The organism is Polycladidibacter hongkongensis, from assembly GCF_001561995.1.
Taxonomy (GTDB): Bacteria; Pseudomonadota; Alphaproteobacteria; order Rhizobiales; family Stappiaceae; genus Pseudovibrio; species Pseudovibrio hongkongensis.
Genome location: NZ_LLWC01000004.1, coordinates 90,723 through 113,954 on the forward strand (window position 1 = coordinate 90,723; position 23,232 = coordinate 113,954).

Genomic DNA, 23,232 nt, shown 5'->3' on the forward strand with positions numbered 1-23,232 from the left:
CGGGAATTCTTCGCCCCGTTAATATAAGATAGCTCTGCCCGGCATAACTGGGCAGAGCGCTTTTTCTTTTGTCGGGGAGGGACGGAAATGCCTCTAAGTAATTCGCAGGTCTTGCAGTTTTTAAGCTCCGTTCACCCGTATGATGCACTCGAGCAAGTGAGTGTTTCAGACCTTGCCAAGCGTACTGATTGCCTTTCCTATCAGAGCGGTGAACAAATCTACGCTCTGAATGATGAGCTAGCAGGGCTTTACCTCATCATTGAGGGGGCTGTGGAGGTCTTTGACGAGAACGGAGCGTTGTTGAGCCGCTTGGGGCCGCGCAACTCGTTTGGCGAACGCGGGCTGCTGTTAGATGGCAAAGCGGTCACATCAGCGAAGGCAAGTGCAGCGGTTACGCTTCTGCTCATTCCGGCTGCTGTTTTTGCAGAGCTGGTTCAAAAACATGAACCAATCACCCGCTTTTTTGATCGAACTTACAAGGCTCCGACGAAAGGTAATGACCTTGCCTCTATCACAATTGATGCACTAATGGCGGCTAATCCGTTGGTTTGCTCTGGGCAGGAAACTGTCCGGGTTGCGGCGCAGAAAATGCGTGATGCGCGGGTTTCCTCACTATGCGTCACGGACACGGAAGGCACATTAACAGGCATTCTTACTCTGCGCGATCTCGCTTTTAAAGTTCTAGCCGAAGACTTGAGCACGCAAACGCCAGTCAATGCGATGATGACGGCAAGGCCGCTAACGTTAGGTCCCTCTGCGATCGGCTCGGATGTGCTGCACTTGATGATGGAGCAGCGCATTGGCCATGTGCCAATAGTCGAAGGCGGGCGCTTGCTTGGTATTGTCACGCAAACTGATCTTACACGCTTTCAAGCCGTTAGCTCTGCGGAGTTGGTAAGTCAGATTGCCAAGGCACAAGATGCCGAAGAGATCGCACAGGCAACGGCGCGTATTCCGAATGTGCTCGTGCAACTGGTGGCAGGCGGGAGTAGGCATGAAATCGTTACCCGGCTGATTACCGATATCGCTGACGCCACCACCCGCCGGCTGCTCGCACTCGCGCATGAAAAGTTGGGGCCAGCGCCAGTGCCCTACCTGTGGCTTGCCTGCGGCTCACAAGGGCGGCGCGAGCAAACAGGCGTGAGCGACCAAGACAACTGTCTGTTTTTGCATGATGATGTCAGCAAGGAGCAGCAAGAGGGATACTTCGCCAATTTCGCTGCACTTGTTTGCGACGGGCTTAACACAGCGGGTTATGTCTTTTGCCCCGGCGATATGATGGCAACGAACCCGCGTTGGTGCCAGCCATTGAACATATGGAAAAGCTACTTCGAGGGATGGATCGCCAAACCAGATCCCATGGCACAGATGCTGTCATCGGTAATGTTTGACTTGCGACCTATTGGCGGTGAGGCGGCGCTTTTTGCCGATTTGCAGGCCCACACCCTCAAGGCGGCAAGTGAAAACTCGATTTTCGTTGCGCATATGACGAGCAATTCGCTTAAACATACACCCCCACTTAGCCTGCTACGCGGTCTGGCAACTATTCGTTCTGGTGAACACAAAAATACGCTGGATATGAAGCACAACGGCGTTGTGCCAGTGGTTGATTTGGCGCGCATCTACGCGCTGCAAGGGCAGATTAGCGCGGTAAACACTCGCGCACGGCTAGACGCTGCCCGAGCCAACGGCCAAATGAGCAAATCCGGGGCGGGAGATCTACTAGATGCCTATGATCTCATTGCTGAGAGCCGCTTGCAACATCAGGCTTCGCTTGTGCGCCGTGGTATGGCGCCAGACAACTTTCTAGAGCCTTCTACTCTGTCGGATTTCGAGCGCTCGCACCTGCGCGATGCGTTTGTGGTTGTTAAAACCATGCAATCAGCCGTTGGGCAAGGGCGGGGAATGCTGAGTTAGCGGAATAATCAGGCTTAACTGGTTACAAGGCCAGAGAGCCACTTGGGAGAATACGATGTTTGTAGAGTTGATCGCCACTTTTGTTGCAGGCATTGCAGGCGCTGGCGTGGTGTTATTGCTGAACCATGTGCTCAAAGGGAAGTTGCCCCCCTGGCTGGCGCCCGTTGCTGCGGGGGCAGCAATGTTACTGGCGACGATATCCAGTGAATATGGCTGGTATTCGCGTACCGCTGAAAGCCTTCCCGAAGGCATGGTTGTTGCCCAAACTGTTGAGAGCAAAGCCTTCTATCGCCCTTGGACCTACGTAAAGCCCTATGTAGAGCGCTTTGTTGCTGTCGATGTGGCGACCATGCAGCAGCATCCAGAGCAACCTGAACTGCGTTTGGCGCAGGTTTACTTCTTTGGTCGGCGGTCTCCCATTAACAAAATCCCGGTACTTGTGGATTGTGTACAGGGACGGCGCGCAGCGCTGACAGATAACATATCTTTTCGCGATAATGGCGCAATTTCAGGCGCAGATTGGGTAACACCTGCCGCTGCCGATCCGATGATTGCAAGTATTTGCAAGGCAGGTTGATGCTCAAAGATCTCGGCCTGCGACTGCGGATATTTCTGATTTTTTGCGGCGGCGCTGCTGCTGTTGCCGCGGTGATAATTCTATCCATGTATCTGGGACATTCGCGCTTACAAGAAAGCGGCGGAGTTACTGCATTTGTCCTAGCGGGGTTTCTTTCCTGTCTTGGGCTCTTCGCGATTTCTGCATTTGTCTGGCTGCTGTTTGATGAGAACGTAGCCAAACCAATCCTGCGCCTGTCCGCTGCAATCCGCACCCGCGTGCATGCAGATGTTGATCGGCCAATTGATCTGTCTGAAGCAAAGTATCTGGGGGATCTGGCTCCAGCCGCTAGCGCAGTGGTTGGGCGACTGTCACTTGAAAAAACAGGGAGTTCAGGAGCTCAGGCCCGCGCGATTGAACAGTACGCCCGAGAGCGCGAGCAGCTGGCACAGCTGCTTTCCCAAATTCCCGTTGCCATTGTACTCGTGAGTAAAGCCCACACCATTAGCCTTTATGATGGACAGGCTGCTGATATTCTTGCACAGGTGCACGTGCCGCGCCTTGGGGCATCCATTTTCGACTACTTCGATAAACAAGATTTTTTAGCTGCCCTTAAAGTGCTCACACCGTTTAGGAACGAGGCTCACCCGATTGTGAAGGCCGCTGGCGCTGCACTACATTTTCAACTGCAGATTAAGCGATTACCAGAATCGGACGATTTTCTGGTGCTGATAGATAATGCCTCCGCTGACATAGCGCCAGAAGCGCAAAGACCACTGGTTTTTAATTTTGATATGAGCGAGCAAGCCACTCAAGGGGCTATTTACAATAGTCCATTGGACGAGTTGAGCTTCGTGGTGTTTGATAGTGAAACAACTGGCCTCATGCTTAATAAGGACGATATTGTGCAAATAGGCGCACTGCGCGTTGTCGGGGGGCGAATTGTACAGGGGGAAGCGTTTGACCTGCTGGTTAATCCGGGAAGGCCGATCCCGCCAGCTTCGACGCGAGTACACGGGATCAGGGATGAGGATGTCGTTGGTGCGCCCGATCCGATAAGCGCTGTGGCGCAGTTTCATCGATTTGCCAAAGACGCGGTCATTGTCGCGCACAATGCGAATTTTGATATGGCTTTTGTGCGCCGCTACGCCAAGCGCTCTGGCGAGCGTTGGGACCATCCGGTCCTTGATACAGTGCTCCTCTCGGCTGTCGTTTTCGGAACCAATGAGGTGCATACGCTTGATGCGCTATGTGAGCGCCTCGGCATTAGCATTCCGCTGGAGATGCGCCACACTGCCATTGGTGATGCAAAGGCCACCGCAGAGGCTCTATGCAAGCTCTTGCCGATCTTGAAAGAACGTGGCTTTGATAGCCTTGAAAAGGTTATCAAGCAAACCCGTAAACACGGCCGCTTACTCAAAGATTTAAACTAGGCGAACCATTTGTAAATGGAGGGTCGCAAGGCAACCCTCCACCTGTAGTCTTATGCTTTTACGGCGGCGGAAAGCCCGAGCAAGTCAGCAGAGTTGCGCACGTTGTCGAGGTTCGCCTGAACACGGAAGATTCCGCCTTCGCCTACCTTGTACCCGGCTACGCCCGTACATGCTTTCTGAATCGCTTTTCCGCCCATGGTTTCAGTTGAGAGAGTAAGCAGCTCGTTTTGGGCGGTGGTCCGCTCCCCGTAGATTTTTGGGACGTTTGATTTAATTTCACGCCCTGCATTCATGCTTTCCACTTCCATCAGGCGTGCTTTTACCGCTGCATCCAGATAACCGGTCCGGTCTTTACCAGACATGCAGTTGATCGCAGGAACAGCGCCAATCTCATTGGCTATGAGGTTTACCAGCACAGCAACCCCATAAGCATTGCCAGCAGAGCGCCGCTGCTTTCCGTCAGCAATTGCCTCTGTCAGCTGCTGCCTGTAGCTCATAATGCGCATGCCTTTACCTGTGTCGCCATCTCTGTTTTGCGCGGCTTCAGCCGCCTTGTCCAGTTTTTCAAGCAGAACTTGATTGTGATTATCAGCCCAATTCCATCCGGTCAGTTTATCGCCGATCCGTTTGCCGATCTCTCCGGAGAACATGCCCAGCTTGGCAAAGCCGTTGACCCCCATCGAGAACGGGAGAACGTCCAGCTTGATTTTCACGGCTTGAGGACCATTACCATCACCTAGGTCGACTTGCACTTCCTTGATACCATCTTGCGGATCCGCTGCCCGCTTCCATGCATCTTGTTGACCAACTTCATAAGTCTTCGCCTTCTTGGCAGCTGTCAGCAATGATGTTGAAACAATCGTGAGCTCGAATGGCTCATTTGGGTTGTTTTTCAAGTGTTCCTTGATAGCGTCTGCCTTTGTAGCTGCGGCAGCAGTCACAACCTCTCGCGTACGATTGTCCGCGCCAGCCTTAATCTCCTCTGCAGAACCCTTGAGGCCGAATGGGTGGTTTACACCATGGCGCACAGCGGCGTAGGACGTATGCGCGCCTTTTAGTTCGCTGGTCCACAGGTTGACAGCATGGTTCGCTTCGCCTGTTGAGATAGAGCTAACTCCCGACAATCCGTCGTCCTTGTATGACTTCGCAAGGGCACCAAGTTGCGCTGCTGGAGTAGATGTGGCGGTGAAGCTGATTTCAGTTTTCGCAAGACGCCCGGCACCGAGAGCTTTCTGGCTGTCAACGCTTAAACTCACAGTTTCCGTGGTCACCTGCCAATTCTCAGAGGCTTTATTCAAAGAGGACGTCATCGCCTCTTTCATGCGCCCTTGGAACTCGCTGGCAAACTGTTTGATTTCGCTCTTGCTTGCCGACGGATGGGCGCGCTTGAACGCTTCAACGGCACCATTCTGCAAGTCTTTGTTCAGCCCCTTTGACGCCTTCGCAATGCTCTTGATATCGCTTGGATCCGCTTCGATAACACTTGTCAGCTTTGCCAGTGCATCATATGACTTTGCATCATAAGCTCCAGTAATTTTGTATTTAACTGTTTCTGAGAAGTTGCCTGCCAAATCTTCGATAGCTTGCCTTGCTGCCGGGACCACATGCGTTTCTGCGCGTGCCTGAATATTATCAGAGTTTGTCTTCAGGCTGTCATTGCGGCCCATAAACTCATTGACTTTGCCGGTTACATATTCCGTCAGGCTTTTGGTTGGCGCATCCATGTCAGCTGTCGATTTTTGCGAGAGCTGACTAGACCCCTTGAACAGGCTTTTGAGAAAATCGAGAACGCCACTGCCTTTGCCGCTGCTTTTCGGGGTGTCAATCCTTGAAGAAAGTGCGCTGGTAGAGGACGTGTCGTTGTCTTTACGCTGGCTTGTCGCAACCAGATTTAGCTGTGAGCCGTTAGCTGTGCGGACCTGACCACTTGCACTTGTTGCTGAGGACGGTGTGCCTCGCTCTTTGCCTGCGCTCATAATGTCGTTCATTGGGCGATGCTGAATGGGGGCACCTGAATTTATGCGATTATCAATCATCTTGTTTCCTATTCTTTTTAGCGTTAGCAGCGCTGCGTTGACTCGTTTTTATGAAGAGCAGCATTGCCAAGTTGTGCCCTTTGGCACGCAAGATAAGGATCACGCTCGCTAAGTTGTTCGGTAGGTAATAAAAAGCACTAAGGAGCACCCTGTGTCCGATTTTCAGGCATCAGTAAATCAATTCCTCGAAACGATTGGCATTGACCAAATCTTGGAGGACGATCCAGATAGCGAGCTGCTGATAGACGTCAACGAGAGTTTTTCGATGCTCTTTAGTTTTGAGCAGGAGAAAGAAGAGGCAATACTGCGCGTCGTATTTAATGACACGCCAACCGATGCAAAAGTGCTGACTACCTTGCTGGAAAACAGCAACTCAATCTCTATAGCTGGAAAGACCTTGTCCTTTGGTATTGAAAGCGCGCTTGCCAGCGCGTATGGGGAAATTCGTGTTCCGGAGGGCGAGTTCGAAGTCAGCCACCTTGAAGCGGCCTTTCCCATCTTCCTGCAGATAAGCGAATGGTATGACGAGGTTAAAACAGGTGCAGCACCTGAACTGCTGGCGCAAGATCAGGCTCAGATGTGGTGCTAATCGCTAAGTGGTAGCGAAAGGAACTGCCGCAGGTGATGCCTGCGGCAGTTTTTTACTCGCTTACGCACTGTGGCAAGCCGGTTTCCAAGGATTTTGCAGCAGCATCGGCGAGGCGCTGCGCCTGCAAACCATCATAGATTGAAGGTGAGGGAGGGGTGCCTTCCAAAACGGCTGTGACAAAGTGAACCAACTCGTTGCGATAGGCAGCCTCATAGCGTTCTAGAAAGAAGTGCTGCGCAGGGGCGCGCCCATAGCCTGCCGAGGTTGCCAGCTCTACAGTGTTTTCCAGCTGATTTTCTGCCTTTATCGCGCCCTTCGACCCATGCACCTCAATGCGTTGATCGTAGCCATATGTGGCGCGCCGTGAGTTAGAGATCTGGCAGATTTTACCACTTGCAGTTTTTAGGGTGATCACTGCGGTGTCGATGTCGCCAGCAACGCCGATTTCTGGATCAACCAAGGCAGACCCTGCTGCGAAGACTTCCACGGGCTCTTCTGCGAGCAGAAAACGCGCCATGTCGAAGTCATGGACTGTCATATCTCGGAATAGGCCTCCGGAGCTTTTAATATAGCTCACCGGCGGCGGTGAGGGATCCCGTGAGGTGATTTGGACCAGTTCCACATGCCCAATAGCGCCTAAGCGTATTTGCTTCTCCACCGCTGCAAAGTTCGGATCAAAGCGGCGGTTAAACGCAGTCAAAAAAGGCAGTTCCGCGGCTTCAACAAGCGCAACAAGCTCTTCGATGCGCTTTGCAGACATGTCTACCGGCTTTTCGCAGAAAATAGCTTTACCGGCGTTTGCGGCCTGCTTGATCAAGTCAAAATGGGTGTCTGTTGGCGTACCAATGATCACTGCATCTACATCATCACTCGCCATGATTTGTGAAATGCTGCGCACCTGCGCACCCAGTTCACCAGCCAGTTTTTCCGCAGTTTCAGGGAAAGCATCTGCAACGGCGACCGCCTTTGCATTGCTCAGAGACTTAATTGTGCGGGCATGCACTTGGCCAATTCGCCCGCAGCCCAGAATTGCCAATCTTAGCATGAACTTGCCTCCTGCTTCCTACAGGTCTTCCGCAAATCAGGTGCACCAAACGCCCGCAGCACTTTGCGCGCCGCTTCGAAAACCGGATCATGTGTTTCTTTCAAAATCGAAACACGGTCAAATCGCTCCGCATCCTTCAAGACAGCCTCTCGCAGTGCAGAGCCAAACGCCATCCGCAATTCGGTACCGATATTGAATTTGCAAATGTTTGAGGTTTTTGCCAGTTCGCTGCGCTGTGCGACGGGTACGCCGGAGCCACCGTGAATTACCAGCGGAACGCTGGTAAGCGCTTCGATCGCGCGGATGCGCGGCTCATCCAGTCCGCCCTCCTTATCCTGCTGCAAATGAACATTACCAACGGAAATCGCCATGGCGTCTATTCCGCTTTTGTGAGCAAATTCAGCAGCCTCATTCGGGTCTGTACCGTTGGAGCCTTCGCCGCCAGAATACCCGACAAAGCCAATTTCGCCCTCGCATGACACACCAGCAAGGTGTGCCATTTCGGCGATTGCTGCGGTTTCCTCGATGTTTTGGGCAAGAGACTTTCGAGAACCATCGAACATGACCGAGGTAAACCCACTCTCGATGGCGATGCGGCAGTCCTCATAGGTGTAGCCGTGGTCTAAATGCACCACCACAGGCACACTGACGCTTTCCGCCAAGTTGCGCATCATAGCGCCGAGCACTGGCAGAGGCGTGTGGGCGCGGCAACTGGGCCCCGCCTGTAATATAACCGGCGCACCTTCGGCCTCAGCAGCCATCGCAAATGCACGCATATCTTCCCAGCCAAGGCACACCAGCCCACCGACAGCATAGCCGCCAGCAAGTGCTGGGTCCAAGACGTCTTTTAGTGTCGCCAGCGTCATTTGAACTTGGCCACCATGTCTTTGATGCCGGGAATGGTTTCTACCTGATAGGCGTGGGTCGGCTGGAAATATTGCTTCAAAGAGCGTTGGCTGAGCCCGCCCAAAATAGTGAAGTAATACATCTCGTAGCCCGGCAACACAGCGCAAGGATGATAGCCTTTATCGAGGCAAATCGTGGAACCATCGACAATATGGTAGGCGTCGCCCGGTTCGTTATCGACCCGCTGCAGCATTTGCACGCCAGAGCCCCAGTTCGGGCGAAAACGGAAGTTGTAGGTCTCGTCGTGGCGGGTTTCGTCGGGCAAACGATCCGTATCATGCTTGTGACTCGGGAAACCAGACCAACCACCTTGCCCAACAGTAAACAGCTCACTCACAAGCAGTCGGCCAACTTTGCCATGCTGCTTTTGGCCAAGTATGTGTTTGATTTTGCGATGGGTCTTGGTGTCATCAGAGCCATATTGAACCAGATCGAGTTCATCAGCACGGACATCGAATGGCTCCAGTACCTTGTCGTAGCTCGCGCCTGCGATGAAGGTTTCGGTTTCGTCCGATACGCAGCTAATGGTTACTTTCGCGCCAACGGGAATGTAGACGCCCTCCGGCTCACCATCCCAAACGTCAACTCCGCGGTTGCCGACAGAAGAATAGTGTATGCCTTCCACTTCAATATCAACTGAGCCGGTTGCTGGCACAATGCAGGTTTCGTAGCCCGGGACCTGATAATGGAACGCCTCGCCCTTTTTCAGTTTAACGATGTTGAAATAGTTCAGCGGCACGCAAGCATTATCAGCGTCCACGATCGGCTTGTTTTGGTTGTCATAGGGTGCGATATGCATACTGTTTATCCTTGCGAAAGCATGTCTTCTAATTGGTTTGCGGCGATTGGAGCGCTGGGGCCGGGATGGGTTGCTAAAAACTCATCCAGTTCTGCGGTTGTGGGCATTGCAGGTGCGCAGCCGACCCGCCCAACGACGATTGATGCGCAGGCCGAGCCTCGTAACACTGCCTCTTGCACTGGCAGTCCAGCGGCAAGCGCGGCAATAAAGCCCCCCATAAAGCTGTCGCCGGCGCCGGTGGGCTTAAGTGCGGTTACCGGGTAAATACCGGTTTTGATTTCCTCGCCATTCGCAAATGTTATCGCGCCATGCTCGCCCATCTTATAGACAACAATTGCCGCGCCATTTCTTGCCAGTTCCCGCGCCTTGCTCAGCCCTTTACTGTAATCTCCGGCCATGAAACCGAACTCGACATCATTGCCTATGATAATGTCGCAGAGCGCCGCCGCTCGCGAGTAGGTTTGTGCAGCAATCTGAGCAGAGGGCCAGCTGTACGGGCGGTAATCCACGTCAAAGATCAGCGGCATTCCAGAGGCTTTGGCCAGCTCAAATGCGCGGAAACAGGCACTACGAGAAGGCTCTGCCGCCAGCACTGTTCCTGTGGTGATCAAGGCAGCGTAAGCGCTGAAATCTACCGCATCGATATCCTCAAGGCTCATTTGGAAATCGGCAGCACCGTTGCGGTAGATTACCGATTGGTGATCTTCCACCCGTGTTTCAACTACGGCAAATGTGTTGCGATATTCGCCGCCGATTGTTGTTACGTGCGTGTGATCAATGCCATATTTGCGCAGCTCGTTGATGGAGAAGCGACCAATGGCATCGTCGGCAACGCGTGTAACGAGTGCAGTTTTGCCCCCATGTTTGGTGAGTGCGACCGCTATATTTGCTGAAGACCCGCCAAGACAGCTGAAAAACTGCGTTGCCTCTTCGGTTTTTGTTCCCGGTGGATCAGGATAGATATCCATACCCGCGCGGCCAATGATGAGGAAGTTGTTTTCACTCAGCCTAGCAAGGGAGGTCATTTGCGCCCCTCGGTATTTCCGGCCTTTGCAGCATCCAGGACTTCTGGATAAGGGTAGTTCAGGCCAAGAAGCTGGCGCATATCTGGGCTGGCAGCTTCTATAAATTCGCTCGGCAATGCTGCCGGCATGTCTTCCATGGGCTTTACCCACTTTGGCAAGTACTGGATGAGAATGGCGCTGCGATCATGGTTGGCTTTATTTGGCATCGCGCAGTGCCACGTTACCCCGTAAAACAAGGCAACATCGCCCGGTTCACCGGTCATGCGTTCACACCGTTCAAAGAAGTTGTCCGTAGCTGTTGGGTAGCGCAGCTCCTTTTGGCTCCCGGGCACATAGCCGGTAGCGCCACTGGCCTCGGTGAAGGGATCAAGCAGAATCGAGACCTGCGCGTTCATTGGGAACGAGCCATTCAGGCCAACTGGATGACTTTCTGGCCGGTGAAAATCCCAGTAAGGGTAATCCACATGAGGCTCCTGACCGGGGCCGCCCGGCAGGATGCGGTTTGCAGCGATAGAGCCCATGATAAACTCTGTGCCCAAAAATGAGCGCAGGATGTTCATCAAAACCGGATGTGCGGCCATGCGCGAAAATATTTCGCCTTTGGCAAGCAGATTCCATACGCGGCGTTGTAGGTTCAATGCCCCATCTTCGGCCGCCTGCCCTTGGAAATGAGTGACTTTGTCGCCATCTCCTTCCGAATGCGCCATTACGATTGCACGCGCCTCAGCGATTTCTTCTTTGGAAAACAGGCCCGAAATTCCCACGGCGCCGCCGCCATGCAGAAGCTCTTCAACAATAGCTTCGGGAGTTGCAGTTTCAGCTGTAAAACGACGCATGTTATACCCCTTTGCGTTGTTGAGGGCGGATGGATTCTATCTCTACGTGGGCCTTGTGCACCTTGTCGCTTTTGCTGATGTGTGGTGTGCCCACTTCCCACCAAGTGTGGCCTTCAGTGGTCCAGCCGTTGTAAGGATCGACCTGCATGCAGATGATATGCGTACGGTCACTTTGCTTGGCGCGTTTAAAGGCTTCACCCAGCTCTTGTGGAGTGGCGACTGTTTCTGCAATCGCGCCCATTGCGCGGGCGTGTGCTTCAAAGTCGACCGCAAATGGTTGTGGTACGGTGGGGCAATCGGCAATCAGATTGTTAAAGCTCTCGTTGCCGGTATTGTTTTGGAGTTTGTTGATAACAGCGAACCCGCCGTTATCGAGCACAAGTATGATGAGTTTCTTTTGGCTCAAGACAGAAGAGTAGATATCGGAATTCATTAGTAGATACGAACCATCGCCAACGAAAACGATGGTGTCCGCGTCTGGCTCTCGCTCGCTTTGGGCGATTTTTGCTCCCCAGCCGCCAGCAATTTCATAGCCCATGCAAGAGAAGCCGAATTCAACATCAACGGTGCCAACATCAAGTGTGCGCCAATTGGCCGTGACTTCAGCGGGCAGCCCTCCAGCCGCAGTGACCACGCGGTCGCGCTTATCACAAAGCGCATTTACAACGCCGATGGCCTGCGCGTATGAATTGGGACGGTTCTTATCGGTGCTTACATTGTCGGCAACGTAGGCATCCCATTTGACTCGCTCAGCTTTCGCTAGGTTTGTCCAGTCCGCCGGTGCTGAATAGTCGTTAATGGCGTCGCCTAGGGCACCAAGTGCAAGTTTTGCATCTCCAACAATTGGCAAGGCCATATGCTTGCCCGCGTCATGCCTTGCTGCATTGATCGAGATAAACTGCGCGTCCATCGCAAACGCCGCCCAAGAGCCAGTTGTAAAATCCTGCAGGCGGGTGCCAACAGCGACAATCACATCCGCCTGCTTCGCGATCGCATTTGCACTGTCTGAGCCGGTAACACCTATCGGACCGATATTGAGCGCATGCTCTGCTGTGAGGTTTGCACGGCCAGCGATGGTTTCCACAATGGGGATCTGGTGCGCTTCTGCAAAAGCGGTGAGTTCGTCCACGGCTTGGGAATACTGAACCCCGCCACCTGCAATCAGCATTGGCCGCTCTGCCGTTTTCAGCAAGGCTGCGGCCTGTGCAATCTCGCAAGTATCCGCGGCTTGGCGGCGAATGCGATGGACTTTTTGTTTAAAGAAACTCTCCGGATAGGCATAGGTCCAGCCTTGTACATCCTGCGGCAAGCCAAGAAACGCAGGGCCACAATCCGCAGGGTCCAGCATGGTTGCCAAAGCGGCAGGCAAGGACTGAATAATCTGTGCCGGGTGGCTGATACGATCCCAGTAGCGCACCACTGGCTTGAAGGCATCATTTACACCGAACGTGGGGTCGTTGAAATTTTCCATCTGCTGCAAGACCGGGTCCGGCAAGCGTGTGAGAAAGGTGTCACCGCATAGAAGCAGCATGGGCAGGCGATTTGCATGTGCAAGTGCCGCCGAGGTAACAAGGTTTGAAGTGCCGGGTCCTGCGCTTGCTGTACAGAACATAAAGCGCTGGCGCAGCTTCTGCTTGGCGTAGGCGGCCGCGGCAAAGCCCATGCTCTGCTCGTTTTGACCCCGGTAGAGTGGCAGCTCCTGCTTGTATTCGTAGAGCGCTTCACCAAGACAGGTGACATTGCCATGCCCGAAGATGCCAAAACCACCGCCGCAGAGGCGCACTTCCTCGCCATCAATCTCAATAAACTGATTGGCCAAATATCTGACTATTGCCTGAGCTGTTGTTAGCTCGACAGTTTTATCGTTTGCGGACATGTCTTCCTCCCACAACGGTAAACCGTTGCCCCTTACCAGCAAGGGGTCCTCGAATGCGTTGAGCAGCTATCCCTGAAGTCTGCTCATCTGAAAAACCGTGAAGACGTCGATTAGCTATTGACGCCTCGTTGATTCAGAGGATACATAATTTGCAACCGGTTGCAAATAGAAATGGTTGGGAGGCCAAAATTTGCAAAAATTAGGGATAGGAATCGTTGGTGGGGGCTATATGGGCAAAGCGCATGCTGTTGCAATGCGTGCGGTTGCTTCGGTGTTTGATTGCCCCTTGCGTCCTGTGCTTGAGCGCGTCTGTGCTACAACTGTGCAAAGCGCAAGTAACTACAAAAAAGCTTATGGCTTCAACACCATGACAACTGACTGGCGCGTGCTTGTAAATGATCCAAAGGTCGAGGCTATCATCATTGCATCGCCACAAAAAACGCATCGCGAGATCGCTGAGGCCGCCCTTTCCCTAGGGAAGCCGGTGTTCTGCGAGAAGCCGTTGGGGGCTTCTTTGGCAGATGCAGAAGCGTTGGTTGCCTGTGCAAAGCGCACGGGAGCGGTCAATATGGTTGGGTTTAATTACATTCGCACGCCTGCAAGCCAATACGCGCGTAAGCTTATTGAAAGCGGCGCCTTGGGCGAAATCTATTGGTTTCGCGGTGAGCATACAGAAGACTTCCTAGCGGATCCGGCAATCCCTGCCAGCTGGCGCACGCAGGGGCTTGCAAACGGTGTCATGGGTGATTTGGCACCCCATATGGTCAATGCCGCTTTAGCGCTCATGGGGCCAATCGCCGAAGTTTGTGCGCGTCGTAGCACGGTGCACAAAAGCAGACCGCTTGATGGTGGTGAGCAAGAAGTAAGCAACGACGATCAGCTGCAGTTTATGTGCCGGTTTACCAATGGGGCCGATGGGCACCTGTTTTTCAGCCGCGTCGCGACAGGCCGTAAGATGGGCTATGCCTATGAGATAACAGGAACCAAAGGGGCGATACGGTTTGATCAAGAGGATCAAAACGCCCTGTGGCTGTATAAAGCAGAAGGGCCAGAAGTCGAGCGCGGTTTTCGTAAAATCCTGACAGGGCCAGCGCATCCGGATTATGGGGCATTTTGCCAAGGGCCTGGGCATGGCACCGGCTATCAAGATCAGATCATCATAGAAGCGCGCGACTTTTTACAAGCAATTCATAGTGGAATCAGTCTCTGGCCAACATTTGCCGATGGTTTGGAGGTCTCCCAAGTGCTGGCTGCCGCTGAGCAATCTCATGCCAGTGGTCGCTGGCAACCAGTTTTTCCAGAATGAGTGAACGAGGAATAAAATGTCCATCAGAATTGGCAATGCCCCCTGCTCTTGGGGTGTCGAGTTTGCAAATGATCCACGTAATCCAGCTTGGGAAACCGTTCTTCAGCAATGTGCGGCCGCAGGGTACAAAGGCATTGAGCTGGGCCCGGTCGGTTTCATGCCGGAAGACCCGGCGCAGTTGGCGGATGCGCTTGCAAAGCACGACCTTGAGCTAATCGGTGGTGTTGTTTTTCGTGCTTTCCACGATGCAGCGCAGTGGGATGACGTCATGGATGGGGCCGTACGAACCTGTAAAGCGTTGAAAGCCCATGGTGCACAGCATCTTGTTTTAATTGACTCCATTTCCCCTCGTCGTGCGCCGACAGCAGGTCGCGCTGCCGAAGCCGAGCAGATGGATAAGGCCGAGTGGGCGGCATATCGCGATCGCCTCGCGACCATCGCCAAGCTGGGTACGGAAGATTATGGCCTAACTGTCGGGATCCATGCACATGCTGCCGGCTTTATGGACTTTGAACCTGAGTTAGAGCGCCTTTTGGATGAAGTTGACGAGAGTATCTTAAAGATTTGCTTTGATACCGGCCACCATTCTTACGCCGGATTTGATCCGGTAGCATTTATGGAGCGCCACATCGGGCGGATATCCTACATGCACTTTAAAGACATTGATCCAGTCGTAAAAGCGGACGTCATCGCTAAGCGGACCGGTTTTTATGAAGCATGTGGGCAGGGCATTTTCTGTAATCTGGGTCAAGGAGATGTGAACTTCCCCAAAGTTCGTGAGCTGCTTGTAGCTAACGGGTTTAAGGGGTGGTGCACCGTTGAGCAGGATTGTGATCCGACACTTGATGTGAATCCGGTTGATGATGCACTTTCAAACCGTAAATATTTAGAATCTATCGGTTTTTCAAACTGATCGCCTCAGGAGGATTGTGAAATGACGAAATTGAAATGGGGTATGATCGGTGGCGGCGAGGGGTCGCAAATCGGCCCTGCGCACCGCTTAGGTTCGGGCCTAGATGGTTTGTTCGAGTTTACAGCTGGCGCGCTGGATCATCGCCCCGATGCCGGGCGCGAGTATGGCCAGCGTCTGGGACTTGCTAAGGATCGCGCCTACGGTGATTGGCGGGAAATGCTGGCAGGTGAAAGGGCGAGGGAGGATAGGATCGACCTTGTAACCGTAGCGACACCTAATAACACCCACTTTGAAATAACCAAGGTCTTTCTCGAGGCCGGATTTCACGTACTCTGTGAAAAGCCGATGACCATGAGCGTGGAAGAGGGCGAAGAGATCGTCAAAATTGCCGAGAAAACTGGGCAGATTTGCGCCGTGAACTATGGCTACACCGGTTACTCGCTTGTGCGGCATATGAAAGCGATGGTTGCGCGCGGGGATCTTGGTAAGATCCGCTTGGTGAAGGCGGAGTTTGCACATGGTCATCACGCTGATGCGGCGGATGCTGATAACCCGCGTGTTCGCTGGCGGTATGACCCAAAGCAGGCAGGTGTCTCCGCGCAGTTTGCAGATTGCGGTATTCATGCACTGCATATGGCGAGCTTTGTTGTCGGGCAAGAGGTCGAAAAGCTGTCGGCTGATTGTGTTTCCTGCATTGCTAGTCGCGAGCTGGAAGATGATGCAATGGTGAACTTCCGAATGGATGGGGGCGCAGTTGGTCGTTTGTGGACGTCGTCCGTCGCAATCGGTCGCCAGCACGGCCTAACCTTGCAAGTGTTCGGCGAAAAAGGAGGATTGAGATGGGCGCAGGAGCAACCAAATCAACTCCACTACATGCCTCTTGGAGAGCGTTTGCAAATCATCGAGCGTGGTGAGGCTGGCCTATCGCCTGAGGCAGATCGTTCGACCCGTGTAACTATTGGTCATGCTGAGGGTATGCCACTCGCCTTTGCTAACATTTACAAGGACCTTGAGGAAGCGATCCGAGCAAGAAAAGAAGGTCGTAAAATGGATCAAGCCGCAGACCTGTATCCACGGGCCGAAGACGGTTTGCGCTCGATGGCAGCGGTTGAGGCTGTGGCGCACTCGGGCAAGCAGGCAGGCTCTTGGGTTGACGCCCGCCCGCCAATGTTCCGTTAACAAGGCAATATAACTGAGGGAAGGGGCGGCCGTGTGCCGCCTTTTTCCTATTAAATTCTGGGCTTCAAAGTGCCGCGCTCAATCATTTTACACGGAAAAAGGCGGGCCTCTGGATAGCGCTCAGGATCATCAAGCATTCCGGCTATGAGGTCGACCGAAGAATTTATAATTTCTTGTACCGGCTGGTGAATGGTCGACAGATTTATGTTCTCCCAACCCGCCATTTCCATATCATTCAATCCGATGATCCCAACATCGTCGGGGACTCCAAGGCCGTAGTCACGTAGGGCGCTCAGAGCGCCGATCGAGATTACATCATCACCGCAAAAGTAAGCCTCGCAGGGTTCTCCAGCTGCTAGAAGCTCAAGCGTCTTTGCGCGTCCAGCCTCAAAACTATAATCAACACAATAGGATACTTCCGGCGTTATGTTAAAGCGATAGGAGAGCTCACGCTCAAATCCCGCAAGGCGGTCTTGCGTTGATGTCGCTTGGGCTGGGCCTCCTAAAAAACCGATGCGCTTGTAATCACGGGCCACCAGCTCTTCTGCTGCAAGTTGCCCGCATGCTAAATTGTCAATACCAACCACATGTACATGAGGCGCATTTGAGTAGCGCCCAAATGAATGAACCACTGGCATGCGTGCTTCTCGAAAAGCCATGGCAAACTCAGGTGGCAGTGTTGAGGAGGCCACTACAACTCCGTCAACCGAGTATTGTTGCAGCATCCTTACCGAGTTTTGTGGGTCTGTTTCTTCAGAAAGATTTACAAGCAATGGCCGCAATCCGCGCGCCTGCAGGCCCTTGGTGAACAAGTCGAAGACTTGCAGGAAAATCGGGTTGTGAAAGTTATTGGAAACTAGGCCAATCAAACTGGTTCGGCGTGTGGTCAGACTTCTCGCCAAAACGTTTGGACTGTAACCAAGCTCACTGGCTGCCTTTTCAACAAGGTGCCTAGTTTTGGCGGAAACGGACGCGCCCGGGGTGAAGGTTCGAGATACCGCAGATCTTGAAACTCCTGCTTTTTCAGCAACATCTTTAAGCGTAATCGCCATTAATACATCCCGCTAGTCATGCGCCCGTTCTGGTTGATTGGGCTTTGTTTATAGGAGTGCATCTTAAAAAACAAAATTTGTTATTGCAACCGGTTGCAATAATGCGAGACTCGTGCTTAGTTAAAAGTCGTAGTAGTACCTAGGAGGAGGTCTGCTGCAATCTATTTATGTCACCGATGGGGAGGACGAGATGACGTCATTGATGAAAAAATTGGCGCTAGCAACAGCCGTATTTGCTGCGCCATTGGTTGCTGTTAGTGCCGCACAAGCTGAGCGCTATGTGTTGGTGAGCCATGCGCCAGACTCTGACAGCTGGTGGAATACAATCAAGAATGGTCTTGCGCTTGCGGGCAAGCAAATGAATGTAGAGGTCGAGTATCGAAATCCACCTACCGGTGACCTTGCTGATATGGCTCGTATCATTGAGCAAACAGCCGCATCGCAGCCAGATGGAATTATCACGACACTGGCTGACTTCGATGTTCTTTCCGGACCAATTCAGGCGGCTGTGGATCAGGGCATTGATGTCATTATCATGAACTCTGGAACGCCGGAGCAAACCCGCGAAGTTGGCGCGTTGATGTTTGTTGGGCAGCCGGAATATGATGCGGGCCTCGCTGCTGGGATGCGCGCGAAGAAAGATGGTGTGAGCTCATTCCTTTGCGTCAATCATGTAATCTCGAACGCTGTTGTCGCAGAGCGTTGCCGTGGTTTTGCAGATGGTCTGGGCGTGGCTCTTGGCGGGCAGATGATTGATTCAGGGCAGGATCCATCAGAAATCAAAAATAAAGTTCAGGCTTACTTGGAAGCAAACCCGGAAACTGATGCAATTTTGACATTGGGCCCTACTTCAGCTGATCCAACCATTCTGGCTTTGAATGAAAACGGTATGGCCGGAGACATCTATTTTGGAACCTTCGATCTTGGCGATGAGATCGTAAAGGGTATTAAGGCTGGCGTTATCCAATGGGGTATCGATCAACAACCGTTCCTCCAAGCGTATTTGCCAGTCGTCGTATTGACGAACTATCACCGCTTCGGCGTTTTGCCAGGCAATAACATTAACTCCGGACCTGGTTTTATCACCAAGGATGGTTTGGAGCTGGTTGAACGCTACGCAGGTGAATACCGCTAATTGCTGGTGGTGGCAGGTTTCCTGCCACCACTTTGACTAAAGATATGATTGGGGTGGGAGCCCTATCTCCTAGGGAGGACAATATGACAGAGGCAACACAGCCAGCTGTTATTGACGAGCGGGTCAAGGAAATTTCCAGCTTTCGCAAAGCGCTAATTCGTCCGGAATTAGGCGGAATTTGCGGTACTATTCTTGTCTTTATTTTCTTTTTCTTGACAGCAGCAGACAGCGGCATGTTCTCCGCAAAAGGTGTGATGAACTGGTCGGTTGTGTCTGCGCAATTTGCGATCATTGCTGTCGGTGCCTGTTTGCTGATGATTGCAGGTGAATTTGATCTGTCAGTTGGCTCTATGATTGGTTTTGCGGGCATTTCCATCGCGATCTTGTCCGTTCAGCTCGGCTTACCGATGTGGTTCGCGATCATAGCAACCTTTGTGCTTTGTATTGCGCTTGGCGGGTTAAATGGTTGGCTGGTAATAAAGACTGGATTGCCGAGTTTCATTGTTACGCTTGCATTCCTCTACATTCTCCGCGGGTTGACCATTTTTGCGGCCATTTCTACCACGCGTAAAACAATCATTGGTGGCGTTAAGGATGCAGCTGAAGGTGATTGGCTTGCACCGCTGTTCGGTGCAAAAGTGTTCACGGGCTTTTTTCAATGGCTTGCAGACATGGGCTTGATTGATACTTTTACGCGTGGGGTAAAAAAAGGCATGCCGGTCGTTGAGGGCGTTCCCATGCTAATCATCTGGGCAATTGGACTTATTGTTTTTGGCCATATCCTTCTTACACGCACCCGTTTTGGCAACTGGATCTTTGCATCTGGTGGCGACGCAAGAGCAGCGACCTATGTGGGTGTCCCAGTAAACCGCGTGAAAATCGTAATGTTTATGTTCACCGCGTTTTGCGCCACCATTTTCGCCACTTGTCAGGTTATGGAATTCGGCTCCGCAGGTGCTGATAGGGGGCTCCTTAAAGAATTCGAAGCGATTATTTCGGTGGTGATTGGCGGGGCGCTACTCACAGGGGGCTATGGCTCAGTTATCGGTGCTGCACTTGGTGCGTTAATCTTCGGTGTAGTGCAACAAGGCTTGTTCTTTGCAGGCGTCGAGAGCTCTCTGTTCCGCGTCTTCTTGGGGGTAATTCTTCTAATGGCCGTTATCCTAAATACCTATATCCGCCGTATGATTACAGGGGAGAAATAGGATGAGCCAACCGATAATCCAAATGAAGAATATCGAAAAGCACTTCGGTTCAGTCATTGCACTGAATGGTGTCTCCGTTGATATACATGCAGGCGAATGTCACTGCTTGCTTGGAGACAATGGTGCGGGTAAATCTACATTTATCAAGACCATGTCGGGCGTGCACAAGCCGACGCGAGGTGAAATCCTATTCGAGGGTAAGCCACTTAATTTTTCCCGCCCTCGCGACGCTATCGAAGCTGGTATCGCGACGGTATACCAAGATTTGGCGATGATTCCGCTCATGTCTGTCAGCAGGAACTTTTTTATGGGCAATGAACCTATCAAAAAGTTTGGACCTTTTAAGCTGTTTGATCATCATCATGCCAATGAAGTCACGATGGAGGAAATGGAACGCATGGGCATCCACCTCCGTGGTCCGGATCAAGCCGTTGGGACTCTTTCCGGTGGTGAGCGTCAAACCGTGGCCATTGCACGAGCTGTCCATTTTGGTGCCAAGGTACTTATTCTCGATGAGCCGACCTCTGCACTGGGAGTGCGTCAGACCGCGAACGTACTGGCGACTATCGATAAGGTTCGAAAGATGGGTATTGCAGTCGTGTTTATTACCCATAACGTTCGCCATGCGCTTGCTGTTGGCGATCGCTTTACAGTACTCAATCGCGGTAAAACCTTTGGTACAGCGACGAGAGGTGAAGTGACGCCTGAAGAGCTGCAGGACATGATGGCAGGTGGAAAAGAGCTTGCTACTCTGGAAGGCATTCTGCACGGAACAGTTTGATCTCGAATATCAAGTCGTCACCTCTTGAAGTAGTGACGACTTGATACAGGTTTGCCCGTAGCAAACTAGGCCAGCTCAAGCTTTTGCACTTGCTCAATAGAGTTCCGCTGTAGTTGAGCACTAATCCAGCTGTAAGTTTCCTTCAAACCATTTTGTAGAGGGAGGTTAGGAGCCCAGCCCAGCTTTTCCTTTATCAGGCGATTGTCTGAGTTACGACCACGCACACCAAGAGGACCGTCTATATGGTTCTTATCAAGTGATTTGCCAGAGATATCCGCAATGATATCCACGAGTTGATTTATCGAGACCATTTCATCAGAACCAATGTTAACAGGTCCTTCAAAAGAAGGGTGCCGAAGTAGTCGAACAGTGCCTTCTATGCACTCATCAATGTAGAGAAATGAGCGGGTTTGCTCGCCATCGCCCCAGATCTCAATAGCATCCCCAGAGTTCGCCTGTGCCACCTTTCTGCAGATGGCGGCTGGGGCCTTTTCTTTTCCGCCCTGCCAAGTTCCTTCTGGGCCAAAAATGTTATGATAGCGGGCCACTCTACAGCGCATGCCATAGTTACGGTTATATGAAAGGTAAAGGCGCTCGGAGAATAGCTTTTCCCAGCCATATTCACTATCAGGCGCAGCTGGATAGGCGGAGCTCTCTTCGCAGTTTGGGTTGCTTGGATCAAGCTGGTTATGTTCTGGATACATACATGCGGACGAGGAGTAGAAAATGTTGCGAATATTTCGCTTGCGGCATGCTTCAAGTATATTAAGATTGATAGTGGCTGAATTATGCATAATTTCGGCATCATGTTCGCCAGTGAAGATATAGCCGGCGCCGCCCATATCTGCAGCAAGTTGGTAAACTTCGTCAAATCGCTGATCGATTACATCTCGGCAAATCGTTTGATCGCGTAGATCTCCTAAAACAAAATCATCGGCTTGAGTTTCTGCGTGCTCATGGAACTTTACATCCACACCACGTACCCAGTAACCCTCTCGTTTTAGTCGTTTCACCAAATGGCCGCCAATAAAACCGCCCGCTCCGCAAACGAGTGCACTCTTCATGTTGATCCACCTTGTAACCAGCAAAACGTTTTTGTTGCGTTAAGTGTTAGGTGTCTGGAGAGATGCGTTCAACTAGCAGAATTGGGACCAATAAAACCTAGGGATTGGCAGTAATTGATTGGAACAATAAAAGAACAAGACCCCCAGCCAAATTTTGCTGAGGGCCTGGTCACTAGTTAATTTTTTGAAGGAGCTGATCCATTGATGACTTTGCATCACCATAGAACATTCGGGAGTTTTCCTTAAAGAACAGAGGGTTTTCTACCCCGGAGTAACCCGTTCCCTGACCACGCTTGGAGATAAAGACTTGTTTAGCCTTCCAAACTTCCAAGACTGGCATACCTGCAATAGGAGAGTTTGGATCGTCTTGGGCCGATGGGTTCACGATGTCGTTCGCGCCGATAATAATGACAACATCAGTATCAGCAAAATCGTCGTTGATTTCATCCATCTCCAATACGATATCGTAGGGTACTTTTGCCTCTGCCAAAAGGACATTCATATGCCCCGGCAGGCGTCCGGCTACTGGGTGAATAGCGAAACGAACATTTTTTCCTTTTGCGCGCAGTCGCTTTGTCAACTCGGATACCGCCTGCTGCGCTTGTGCCACTGCCATGCCGTAGCCAGGCACGATGACTATGCTTTGCGCATCATCAAGAGATTCTGCAACAAAATCACCATCAGTTGCAACCATCTCGCCTTCGATTTCCATCGCGGGGCCACTGGAGTTGCCAAAGCCACCGAGAATAACAGAAAGGAAGTGTCGGTTCATTGCCTTACACATAATGTAAGACAGGATCGCGCCCGAAGACCCGACAAGCGCACCGGTGACAATCAACAGGTCATTGCCGAGGAGGAAGCCAGTCGCTGCGGCTGCCCAACCAGAATAGGAGTTGAGCATGGATACCACGACCGGCATGTCTGCACCACCAATGGCCATCACCATATGAACACCAATCGCAAACGCGATAAGCGTCATGAGATAGAGGGTCCAAGAGCCAGCGTGGTTCATGTACAGGATCATGAGGGCGATGGACGCGACGACCATAGCGATGTTCAGAAAATGGCGGCCGGGCAGAATCAAAGCCTTACCACCGATTTTGCCAGCAAGCTTGCCATAGGCAATTATCGAGCCGGTAAAGGTGATTGCGCCAATAAAGACGCCCAGAAAAATTTCTGTTTCATGTATTACGCGCTCCGCATCGCTGGCAAAGCTGTGGGTGGTGAGATCAGAGTTAATGCCGATAAAAACGGCAGCCAGACCAACGAAAGAATGCAACGCAGCGACGAGCTGTGGCATTCCGGTCATTTCAACTCGTTGCGCGACGATAGCGCCGATCACGGTACCTGCAATTACCGTAACCAAAATCACAGAAACAACCAGTGGGCTGGAAAGATCTACGCCCGGCCCGAAGACAGTTGCAGCAACTGCAAGCGCCATGCCCACAATACCGAACCAAACGGCGCGCTTCGCGCTTTCCTGGTTAGACAGTCCTCCGAGAGACAAAATGAAAAGAACCGTGGCCGCGATGTAAGCGGCTGTTTGAAGACCGATAGACATAACTTCAACTACTCCGCT

General features: G+C 52.2%; 20 protein-coding genes. 10 read left to right on the forward strand and 10 right to left on the reverse strand.

What is annotated here, in order from left to right; translation table 11 throughout:
- Positions 1 to 87: 87 nt before the first annotated feature.
- From AYK82_RS00890 to AYK82_RS00900, 3 genes are read left to right on the forward strand one after another with little or no spacing between them, the layout of a single operon-like run.
- Entirely contained in the window at positions 88 to 1,917 is a 1,830-nt protein-coding gene (locus AYK82_RS00890) for a DUF294 nucleotidyltransferase-like domain-containing protein (RefSeq protein ID WP_068310375.1), read from the forward strand.
- A 55-nt stretch (positions 1,918 to 1,972) separates the two neighbouring features.
- On the forward strand, positions 1,973 to 2,494 hold the full coding sequence (locus tag AYK82_RS00895; RefSeq protein WP_068310376.1) for a hypothetical protein: 522 nt from the start codon (positions 1,973 to 1,975) through the stop codon (positions 2,492 to 2,494).
- Entirely contained in the window at positions 2,494 to 3,906 is a 1,413-nt protein-coding gene (locus tag AYK82_RS00900; protein ID WP_068310378.1) for an exonuclease domain-containing protein, read from the forward strand. The genes AYK82_RS00895 and AYK82_RS00900 overlap by 1 nt, the downstream gene beginning before the upstream one ends.
- A gap of 50 nt (positions 3,907 to 3,956) precedes the next feature.
- On the opposite strand, the gene AYK82_RS00905 is transcribed toward AYK82_RS00900, so the two are convergent.
- Positions 3,957 to 5,942 carry an inositol phosphate phosphatase SopB gene (locus AYK82_RS00905; RefSeq protein WP_068310380.1) on the reverse strand — a complete coding sequence of 662 codons (1,986 nt, stop codon included), beginning with the start codon at positions 5,940 to 5,942 and terminating at the stop codon, positions 3,957 to 3,959.
- A gap of 151 nt (positions 5,943 to 6,093) precedes the next feature.
- Between AYK82_RS00905 and AYK82_RS00910 the strand changes: the two genes are divergently transcribed.
- Entirely contained in the window at positions 6,094 to 6,531 is a 438-nt protein-coding gene (locus AYK82_RS00910) for a hypothetical protein (protein ID WP_068310382.1), read from the forward strand.
- Between the two features lie 52 nt (positions 6,532 to 6,583).
- Here the strand turns inward: AYK82_RS00910 and iolG are convergent, their stop codons facing one another.
- Genes iolG through iolD form a run of 6 tightly spaced genes read right to left on the reverse strand, consistent with a single transcriptional unit; the run spans position 6,584 to position 13,018 of the window.
- Positions 6,584 to 7,576 carry an inositol 2-dehydrogenase gene (iolG, locus tag AYK82_RS00915; RefSeq protein ID WP_068310384.1) on the reverse strand — a complete coding sequence of 331 codons (993 nt, stop codon included), beginning with the start codon at positions 7,574 to 7,576 and terminating at the stop codon, positions 6,584 to 6,586.
- A complete protein-coding gene (locus AYK82_RS00920; RefSeq protein WP_068310386.1) occupies positions 7,570 to 8,442 on the reverse strand; it encodes a class II fructose-bisphosphate aldolase in 873 nt (290 codons plus the stop codon). Before AYK82_RS00920 ends, iolG begins: the two co-directional genes overlap by 7 nt.
- The gene (locus AYK82_RS00925) at positions 8,439 to 9,281 is read right to left on the reverse strand and encodes a 5-deoxy-glucuronate isomerase (protein ID WP_068310388.1); all 843 of its coding nucleotides are present in this window, start codon (positions 9,279 to 9,281) and stop codon (positions 8,439 to 8,441) included. Before AYK82_RS00925 ends, AYK82_RS00920 begins: the two co-directional genes overlap by 4 nt.
- A gap of 5 nt (positions 9,282 to 9,286) precedes the next feature.
- Positions 9,287 to 10,306 (reverse strand): 5-dehydro-2-deoxygluconokinase, encoded by a 1,020-nt coding sequence (gene iolC / locus AYK82_RS00930; RefSeq protein WP_068310390.1) that lies wholly within the window; start codon positions 10,304 to 10,306, stop codon positions 9,287 to 9,289.
- Complete coding sequence (locus AYK82_RS00935) at positions 10,303 to 11,142, reverse strand: phytanoyl-CoA dioxygenase family protein (protein ID WP_068310392.1); 840 nt, start codon at positions 11,140 to 11,142, stop codon at positions 10,303 to 10,305. Before AYK82_RS00935 ends, iolC begins: the two co-directional genes overlap by 4 nt.
- A 1-nt stretch (position 11,143) precedes the next feature.
- Entirely contained in the window at positions 11,144 to 13,018 is a 1,875-nt protein-coding gene (gene iolD, locus AYK82_RS00940; protein WP_068310394.1) for a 3D-(3,5/4)-trihydroxycyclohexane-1,2-dione acylhydrolase (decyclizing), read from the reverse strand.
- 190 nt (positions 13,019 to 13,208) lie between these two features.
- On the opposite strand from iolD, the gene AYK82_RS00945 reads away from it, so the two are divergent.
- From AYK82_RS00945 to AYK82_RS00955, 3 genes are read left to right on the forward strand one after another with little or no spacing between them, the layout of a single operon-like run.
- On the forward strand, positions 13,209 to 14,324 hold the full coding sequence (locus AYK82_RS00945; RefSeq protein ID WP_068310435.1) for a Gfo/Idh/MocA family protein: 1,116 nt from the start codon (positions 13,209 to 13,211) through the stop codon (positions 14,322 to 14,324).
- Between the two features lie 16 nt (positions 14,325 to 14,340).
- Complete coding sequence (locus tag AYK82_RS00950; RefSeq protein WP_068310396.1) at positions 14,341 to 15,237, forward strand: sugar phosphate isomerase/epimerase family protein; 897 nt, start codon at positions 14,341 to 14,343, stop codon at positions 15,235 to 15,237.
- Positions 15,238 to 15,258: 21 nt separating this feature from the next.
- Positions 15,259 to 16,416, forward strand: coding sequence for a Gfo/Idh/MocA family protein (locus tag AYK82_RS00955; protein ID WP_068310398.1), 1,158 nt, complete (start codon positions 15,259 to 15,261; stop codon positions 16,414 to 16,416).
- A 50-nt stretch (positions 16,417 to 16,466) separates the two neighbouring features.
- Here AYK82_RS00955 and AYK82_RS00960 read toward each other — a convergent pair whose 3' ends face one another.
- Positions 16,467 to 17,468, reverse strand: a complete 1,002-nt coding sequence (locus tag AYK82_RS00960; protein WP_068310400.1) for a LacI family DNA-binding transcriptional regulator — start codon at positions 17,466 to 17,468, stop codon at positions 16,467 to 16,469.
- Positions 17,469 to 17,658: 190 nt separating this feature from the next.
- On the opposite strand from AYK82_RS00960, the gene AYK82_RS00965 reads away from it, so the two are divergent.
- The 3 genes from AYK82_RS00965 (at position 17,659) to AYK82_RS00975 (ending at position 20,589) form a co-directional block, all read left to right on the forward strand.
- Positions 17,659 to 18,603 (forward strand): sugar ABC transporter substrate-binding protein, encoded by a 945-nt coding sequence (locus AYK82_RS00965; protein WP_068310402.1) that lies wholly within the window; start codon positions 17,659 to 17,661, stop codon positions 18,601 to 18,603.
- Between the two features lie 83 nt (positions 18,604 to 18,686).
- Positions 18,687 to 19,808, forward strand: a complete 1,122-nt coding sequence (locus AYK82_RS00970) for an ABC transporter permease (RefSeq protein WP_068310404.1) — start codon at positions 18,687 to 18,689, stop codon at positions 19,806 to 19,808.
- A gap of 1 nt (position 19,809) precedes the next feature.
- Positions 19,810 to 20,589 (forward strand): ATP-binding cassette domain-containing protein, encoded by a 780-nt coding sequence (locus AYK82_RS00975; protein WP_068310406.1) that lies wholly within the window; start codon positions 19,810 to 19,812, stop codon positions 20,587 to 20,589.
- A gap of 65 nt (positions 20,590 to 20,654) precedes the next feature.
- Here the strand turns inward: AYK82_RS00975 and AYK82_RS00980 are convergent, their stop codons facing one another.
- Both AYK82_RS00980 and pntB read right to left on the reverse strand, forming a co-directional pair.
- Complete coding sequence (locus AYK82_RS00980) at positions 20,655 to 21,653, reverse strand: NAD-dependent epimerase/dehydratase family protein (RefSeq protein WP_068310408.1); 999 nt, start codon at positions 21,651 to 21,653, stop codon at positions 20,655 to 20,657.
- A 172-nt stretch (positions 21,654 to 21,825) separates the two neighbouring features.
- Entirely contained in the window at positions 21,826 to 23,214 is a 1,389-nt protein-coding gene (gene pntB, locus AYK82_RS00985) for a Re/Si-specific NAD(P)(+) transhydrogenase subunit beta (protein ID WP_068310410.1), read from the reverse strand.
- Positions 23,215 to 23,232: the final 18 nt, after the last annotated feature.

What these genes read in the sequence shown, in the direction of transcription:
- iolC (WP_068310390.1), bottom strand. Translation starts at nt 10,306, where the DNA reads ATGACCTCCCTTGCTAGGCTGAGTGAAAACAACTTCCTCATCATTGGC.
- AYK82_RS00890 (WP_068310375.1), top strand. Translation starts at nt 88, where the DNA reads ATGCCTCTAAGTAATTCGCAGGTCTTGCAGTTTTTAAGCTCCGTTCAC.
- AYK82_RS00920 (WP_068310386.1), bottom strand. Translation starts at nt 8,442, where the DNA reads ATGACGCTGGCGACACTAAAAGACGTCTTGGACCCAGCACTTGCTGGC.
- pntB (WP_068310410.1), bottom strand. Translation starts at nt 23,214, where the DNA reads ATGTCTATCGGTCTTCAAACAGCCGCTTACATCGCGGCCACGGTTCTT.
- AYK82_RS00955 (WP_068310398.1), top strand. Translation starts at nt 15,259, where the DNA reads ATGACGAAATTGAAATGGGGTATGATCGGTGGCGGCGAGGGGTCGCAA.
- iolD (WP_068310394.1), bottom strand. Translation starts at nt 13,018, where the DNA reads ATGTCCGCAAACGATAAAACTGTCGAGCTAACAACAGCTCAGGCAATA.
- AYK82_RS00970 (WP_068310404.1), top strand. Translation starts at nt 18,687, where the DNA reads ATGACAGAGGCAACACAGCCAGCTGTTATTGACGAGCGGGTCAAGGAA.
- AYK82_RS00975 (WP_068310406.1), top strand. Translation starts at nt 19,810, where the DNA reads ATGAGCCAACCGATAATCCAAATGAAGAATATCGAAAAGCACTTCGGT.
- AYK82_RS00905 (WP_068310380.1), bottom strand. Translation starts at nt 5,942, where the DNA reads ATGATTGATAATCGCATAAATTCAGGTGCCCCCATTCAGCATCGCCCA.
- AYK82_RS00950 (WP_068310396.1), top strand. Translation starts at nt 14,341, where the DNA reads ATGTCCATCAGAATTGGCAATGCCCCCTGCTCTTGGGGTGTCGAGTTT.
- AYK82_RS00960 (WP_068310400.1), bottom strand. Translation starts at nt 17,468, where the DNA reads ATGGCGATTACGCTTAAAGATGTTGCTGAAAAAGCAGGAGTTTCAAGA.
- AYK82_RS00900 (WP_068310378.1), top strand. Translation starts at nt 2,494, where the DNA reads ATGCTCAAAGATCTCGGCCTGCGACTGCGGATATTTCTGATTTTTTGC.
- iolG (WP_068310384.1), bottom strand. Translation starts at nt 7,576, where the DNA reads ATGCTAAGATTGGCAATTCTGGGCTGCGGGCGAATTGGCCAAGTGCAT.
- AYK82_RS00935 (WP_068310392.1), bottom strand. Translation starts at nt 11,142, where the DNA reads ATGCGTCGTTTTACAGCTGAAACTGCAACTCCCGAAGCTATTGTTGAA.
- AYK82_RS00895 (WP_068310376.1), top strand. Translation starts at nt 1,973, where the DNA reads ATGTTTGTAGAGTTGATCGCCACTTTTGTTGCAGGCATTGCAGGCGCT.
- AYK82_RS00965 (WP_068310402.1), top strand. Translation starts at nt 17,659, where the DNA reads ATGACGTCATTGATGAAAAAATTGGCGCTAGCAACAGCCGTATTTGCT.
- AYK82_RS00980 (WP_068310408.1), bottom strand. Translation starts at nt 21,653, where the DNA reads ATGAAGAGTGCACTCGTTTGCGGAGCGGGCGGTTTTATTGGCGGCCAT.
- AYK82_RS00925 (WP_068310388.1), bottom strand. Translation starts at nt 9,281, where the DNA reads ATGCATATCGCACCCTATGACAACCAAAACAAGCCGATCGTGGACGCT.